The organism is Streptomyces sp. NPDC007189 (assembly GCF_040703635.1).
Classification (GTDB): domain Bacteria; phylum Actinomycetota; class Actinomycetes; order Streptomycetales; family Streptomycetaceae; genus Streptomyces.
On record NZ_JBEYEY010000060.1, the window covers coordinates 1 to 5,487 of the forward strand.

The window sequence follows — 5,487 nt, forward strand, 5'->3', positions numbered from 1 at the left end:
CACCAGGCCGTCCGTGACGAGCCCGTCGAGCGCCCGGGCGCGCTGCACCGGCTCGCGCTCCCGCTCCGCGTGAGCGCTGGCGGCGCGCTGCGCGCCCCGCCCAACGGGCCCGCTTCGCGGGCTCGTTGGTGCTCCCCTTCGCTGCGCTCGGGGAGCAGGCCGGCCTGCGGGCCGTCCTGGTGGCTTCCGCTGCGCTCCAGCCACCGTGACGCTCCGCGTCACCAGGCGTGCCACGCTTCGCGCGGCACGCTCAACGGGCCTACGGCCCGAGCAGCAGCAAGGGCGGGGTTGTGGTGGTCCTCCGGCTGGCCTCTGCGGGTTGGGGGGCTTGACGTGGGGTCAGCGTCTACGGGACCAAGTGCTGCCGATTCCCGCAACGTGCAGGGCCAGTGCGGTCAGTCCCAGGAGCATGACGTTGACTGACGAGAACGTGTGATTGGTGCTGATCTCTGCCGCGTTGATAAGGAACGCGATGAAGAACAGCACTGCCGCGACTATGCCGAGCATGACGAGCTCCTCTCGATGGGAAGTGAAACCCGTATGCCCGGCCACCGCCCCCACAGACATGAGTGGCCCCTTCGAAGTCGCATCCCCACCCGGCCATACCCTGGCCCGGCGTGCAAGCACGCTGACGGGATCTCAGGCGTGGGCGTGCCGGGTGCTTGCCGTCTTGCGCGGGGCGGCGTGATGGGCGGGTCGGCCCGTCGAGGGAACTGCGAGGCGCCTCAGGGACAGGCCGGCGGTGACGAGGAGAGCGGTGAAGACGGTCAGGAGGAGGACGGATACCCACATCTGTCGGCTTCCGGGTGCCTGCCAGCCGGTCCAGGCGGAGGACGCCGCCCACAGCAGGGCGCCCACGGCGTAGAAGGAGCGGATGCGGTGCAGCTGCCGCACGGCCCGCAGGAACTGGATACGTTCACTCTTCGGTGCCATGCGGGGGCGTGTACCCCGATGCGCGGTGAAAATCAGGGTTGGGCAGCGGGATGCGGAGGGGGCTCGCGTGAGGGATTCGTCTGTCTGCATCTTGGCGTGATGCAGCATGTACCATTGGCGTAATTAAGGGAGACCCGGCAGGGGGCGGTGCGCGTGTTGATTTACGAGTATCTTCCGCATGAGCTTGTCCGCCTCGGAGTGGTCGCGAGCGCTGCCGGGCTCGATCGCCACCACGTGGATGCGCAGGCGCGCCTGGCTCGAGAACGCGCTGGGAAGGCGGGGACGGCCCTGCCCGAACCGCATCGCTTGAGCGAGTTGTTCATCGCGGAACTGCGGTGCCTTCAGTGGGAGCGGATCGCCCGTCTGATGGAAGCGGAGCGGATGGCCGCGTACGTGCCCGCCCGTGACGTGCGTGCTCTCCGCTACGAACTGCAGCGTCTGAAGCGGCTGATGAGGGACGTGGACGAGGCCGAGCGGTCCGGGGTTACGGGCCCGGAAATCTGTCGGTATCGCGTCTACCGGGTCGATGTCCGGCCTGCTGCCGGCTGCTCCAGCCCGGATGCGCCGGCTCCCGTCGTCCACCTGATGGCCGCGTCAGCCGACGCAGCGGCCGAGCGGGCCTGGGCTGTACACGGCAAAGACGGCGGCCTTTACCAGCGCGGCGGCTACCGGATCGCTTCCGTCGAACAGGTCCTTCCCGAGCCGGGAGAACTCTTTTGATCCAGCTCCGAGAACACCAGGTTCAACAGAAATCGAGCTTCCGGAAATGGGTCGGATTTCCTGCAAGATCACCTGTGCCTCCGGAAGGGATGCGGGGCATGATCGTCTCCGCGACCGGATCAGGTAAGACGATCACCGCGGCCGCGTGCGCGCTGGAGTGCTTCCGGGGCGGCCGGATCCTTGTGACCGTGCCGACTCTGGACCTGCTCGTGCAGACCGCCCAGGCGTGGCGGGCGGTGGGTCACGACTCCCCCATGGTCGCGGTGTGCTCGCTGGAGAACGACCCGGTGCTCAACTCGCTGGGAGTGCGCACCACCACGAACCCGATCCAGCTCGCGCTGTGGGCTGGGTCCGGGCCGGTCGTCGTGCTCGCCACGTACGCCTCCCTGGTGGACCGCGAGGACATCGACGCTCCCGAGGGCCAGCGGAAGGTTCGCGGGCCGCTGGAGGCCGCTCTGGCGGGCGGAGAACGGCTGTACGGGCAGCAGATGGCAGGCTTCGACCTCGCGATAGTGGATGAAGCCCACGGCACCGCCGGTGATCTCGGTCGTCCGTGGGCCGCGATACACGACAACCAGCGGATCCCCGCCGACTTCCGGCTCTACCTCACGGCGACCCCGCGCATCCTGGCGGCTCCCCAGCCGCGAAGGGCCGCGGACGGCCAGGAGCTGGAGATCGCGTCGATGGGCCAGGACTCCGAGACATACGGGCCGTGGCTGGCCGAACTGGGGCTCTCGGAGGCGATCGAGCGCGGAATCCTCGCGGGATTCGAGATCGACGTGCTGGAAATCCGCGACCCCTCCCCCGTCGACGGGGAATCGGACGAGGCGCAGCGGGGCCGGCGCATGGCGCTGCTGCAGACCGCGCTCCTGGAGCACGCCGCGAAGTGGAACCTGCGCACCGTGATGACGTTCCACCAGCGGGTGGAGGAGGCCGCCGCGTTCGCGGCAAAGCTGCCTCAGACCGCTGCCGAGCTGTACGTCAACGACGTCTCCGACGAGGACCTGGCCGCTGCGGACAAGCTGCCGAAGTCCTCCATCGACGCGGAGTTCTACGAGCTGGAGCCCGGCCGCCACGTCCCACCGGACCGCGTGTGGGCGGCGTGGCTGTGCGGCGACCACCTCGTCACCGAGCGTCGCGAGGTGCTGCGGCAGTTCGCCAACGGCATCGACGCGAACAACCGGCGGGTGCACCGGGCGTTCCTCGCCTCGGTGCGGGTGCTCGGGGAGGGCGTGGACATCACCGGCGAGCGGGGGGTGGAGGCGATCTGCTTCGCCGACACCCGCGGCTCCCAGGTGGAGATCGTGCAGAACATCGGCCGCGCGCTCCGGCCCAACCAGGACGGCAGCACCAAAGTGGCCAGGATCATCGTGCCCGTCTTCCTCCAGCCCGGCGAGGACCCGCAGGACATGGTCGCCTCCGCGAGCTTCAAGCCGCTCGTGGCGGTGCTCCAGGGCCTGCGCAGCCACGATGAGCGCCTGGTCGAGCAGCTCGCCTCCCGCGCGCTCACCCGTGGCAAGCGCAAGGTCCACATCCAGCGCGATGACGACGGGCGGATCGTCGGGGCCGGCGGCGAGGACCAGGAGCCGGACGGCGCCGACGCCGCTGCCGAGTCCGCGCTGCTGCACTTCTCCAGCCCGCGCGACGCCGCCACGATCGCGGCCTTCCTCCGTACGCGGGTGTACCGGCCGGAGTCGCTGGTGTGGCTGGAGGGCTACGAGGCGCTGCTGCGCTGGCGCAGGGAGAACGGGATCACGGGCCTGTACGCCGTCCCGTACGACACCGAAGTCGAGGTCGGCGTCACCAAGAACTTCCCGCTGGGGCGGTGGGTGCACCAGCAGCGCAAGACGCTGCGCGCCGGCGAACTCGATCCGCACCGCAAGGAGCTGCTGGACGCGCCCGAGGCCGGGATGGTGTGGGAACCCGGCGAAGAGGCGTGGGAAGCAAAACTCGCCGCGCTCCGGTCCTACCGGCGGGCCACCGGGCACCTCGCCCCCCGCCAGGACGCCGTCTGGGACGACCCGGCCGGCGGCGACCCTGTACCCATCGGGCAGCACATGGCCAACCTTCGCAGGAAGGGCGCGAAGAACGGCCTCGGCAAAGACTCCAAGCGGGCGGAACAGCGCGCCGCGCAGCTGGCCGCCATCGACCCGGACTGGAACTGCCCGTGGCCGCTGGACTGGCAACGCCACTACCGCGTCCTGGCGGACCTGGTCGACGCCGACGGCAGCCTGCCCGACATCGCACCCGGCGTGTTCATGGACGGCGACGACATCGGCAAGTGGCTCCAGCAGCAGAAACAGCCGGCCACCTGGGCGCGACTCCTACCCGAACAGCAGGAGCGGCTGACCGTGCTGGGCATCAAACCGCTGGAGGAGCCGTCTCCCGCCCCGGCGGCCAAGCGTGCGGCGAAGGGCCCGGGCAAGGCGCAGCAGGCGTTCCAGCGCGGCCTGACAGCCCTCACACAGTGGATCGAGCGAGAGGGTGCGGACCGGCCGGTGCCGCGCGGACACGCCGAGGAGATCGCGGTCGAGGGCGAGGCGGAGCCGGTGACCGTAAAGCTGGGTGTGTGGGTGTCGAACACCAAGGCCCGGCGGGACAAGCTCAGCGCGGAGCAGCTGGACGCGCTGCAAGAGCTGGGCGTGGAGTGGGCGTAGCCAGTGGTGTGGCCGGGTGTGAGTTCATGATGGTCCATGCCCGGATCCGGTGCGAGGTGCTGCCACGACCGTTTTGCGGACGGCCGTGGCAGCCGTTTCCTAGCCCGACTTGGTCCCGGGCGACCAGGCGGCACGGCCATCAGGGTCGGGGTAGAGCGTGGCTTCGATGCGGTCGGCGACGGGTGTATCACACCCCTGAGTACTGAGTACGTATCCCGCCGCGTAGGCGGTCGCATACAACGCGGTGCACCGCAGTTGGTCGGCCGCCGCCCCAAGGCTTGGGGCTGCCCTCACTCTGACGAACGAGTCGCTCGGTCGGATCGGCACATACTGGTCGAGAACGGTCATGGTGGCATGGGTCCCGAGTCCAGACAGCAGACGGTAGTAGAAGTACAGAGTGCGAAAGCTCTCCGTGGCGAAGCCGCGTGTCGGCCCCCACTTGGTGAGGGTGTCCACCATCTCGGAGACTGTCAGCTCCTGAGCTGTCAAGGGACCGAACCCCGCGATCGTCTCGTTGAGGTCGATGCCGATCGGCTTCAGTCGCGGCACATGCGGCAACTCGTGGAATAGCTTGGCCACTTCGGTGGGATTGGCCGCGTTCCACCGAGCTATGCCGGCGTTCGCCTTCTCGGCCTTCTTCCGCCGTCTCCGGGCTTCCTTGCGATCGGCCGCGAGCATGGCGTCGATGGTGTCGGCCTCCTGCTGGAGTCCGTACAGATGACGCAGTTCGGCCTGGCCGAGCCGCTCCAAGGCCGGGTACTCACCAAATTGGATGTACAGGCACACCACCCAGGCCTCCAGATGTGCCCGCCCCAGAAGTCGCACCGCCATCTCCTGGTGAGCGCGGCCCGCCGTCTCCATCTCCGCCAGCAACCGACAGCAGTGGCTCAGTGCGGCCCCGGCGTACACCCGCCACTTGACCCGTTCGGTGCCGGAGTTCACCAACGCCCAACGGGAGCTGTCGAAAGCCCCCTCCACCTCTGCAAGAAGGAGCGGGATCAATGCGGAGACATCGTCAGAGGTGAGTGACGACGCGCCATGAATAGCGTCCTCACTGGTCTGCGGCCCGTGCCTGTCGTTCACCTACTGACCTTCAAAGCGTGGTGTCGTAGGGGCTGACGCCTCATGATCCCTGCGGTATGCCGACGTTATGAGGTATGCGCAAGGGGGCGGGCTG

At 68.8% G+C, this 5,487-nt stretch carries 5 protein-coding genes; 2 read left to right on the top strand and 3 right to left on the bottom strand.

Annotation, left to right across the window (positions count from 1 at the left end; translation table 11 throughout):
• Positions 1 to 339: 339 nt before the first annotated feature.
• Both AB0950_RS40235 and AB0950_RS40240 read right to left on the bottom strand, forming a co-directional pair.
• A complete protein-coding gene (locus AB0950_RS40235) occupies positions 340 to 507 on the bottom strand; it encodes a hypothetical protein (RefSeq protein WP_165939570.1) in 168 nt (55 codons plus the stop codon).
• Between the two features lie 132 nt (positions 508 to 639).
• Positions 640 to 933 (bottom strand): hypothetical protein, encoded by a 294-nt coding sequence (locus AB0950_RS40240; RefSeq protein ID WP_366780801.1) that lies wholly within the window; start codon positions 931 to 933, stop codon positions 640 to 642.
• 153 nt (positions 934 to 1,086) lie between these two features.
• Here AB0950_RS40240 and AB0950_RS40245 point away from each other — a divergent pair, with 153 nt between their 5' ends.
• Positions 1,087 to 1,653: a hypothetical protein gene (locus tag AB0950_RS40245; protein ID WP_366780802.1), complete on the top strand. Its 567-nt coding sequence runs from the start codon at positions 1,087 to 1,089 to the stop codon at positions 1,651 to 1,653.
• Entirely contained in the window at positions 1,650 to 4,310 is a 2,661-nt protein-coding gene (locus AB0950_RS40250; RefSeq protein WP_366780803.1) for a Helicase associated domain protein, read from the top strand. Before AB0950_RS40245 ends, AB0950_RS40250 begins: the two co-directional genes overlap by 4 nt.
• A 99-nt stretch (positions 4,311 to 4,409) precedes the next feature.
• On the opposite strand, the gene AB0950_RS40255 is transcribed toward AB0950_RS40250, so the two are convergent.
• Entirely contained in the window at positions 4,410 to 5,393 is a 984-nt protein-coding gene (locus AB0950_RS40255) for a hypothetical protein (protein ID WP_366780804.1), read from the bottom strand.
• Positions 5,394 to 5,487: the final 94 nt, after the last annotated feature.

What these genes read in the sequence shown, in the direction of transcription:
- AB0950_RS40235 (WP_165939570.1), bottom strand. Translation starts at nt 507, where the DNA reads ATGCTCGGCATAGTCGCGGCAGTGCTGTTCTTCATCGCGTTCCTTATC.
- AB0950_RS40240 (WP_366780801.1), bottom strand. Translation starts at nt 933, where the DNA reads ATGGCACCGAAGAGTGAACGTATCCAGTTCCTGCGGGCCGTGCGGCAG.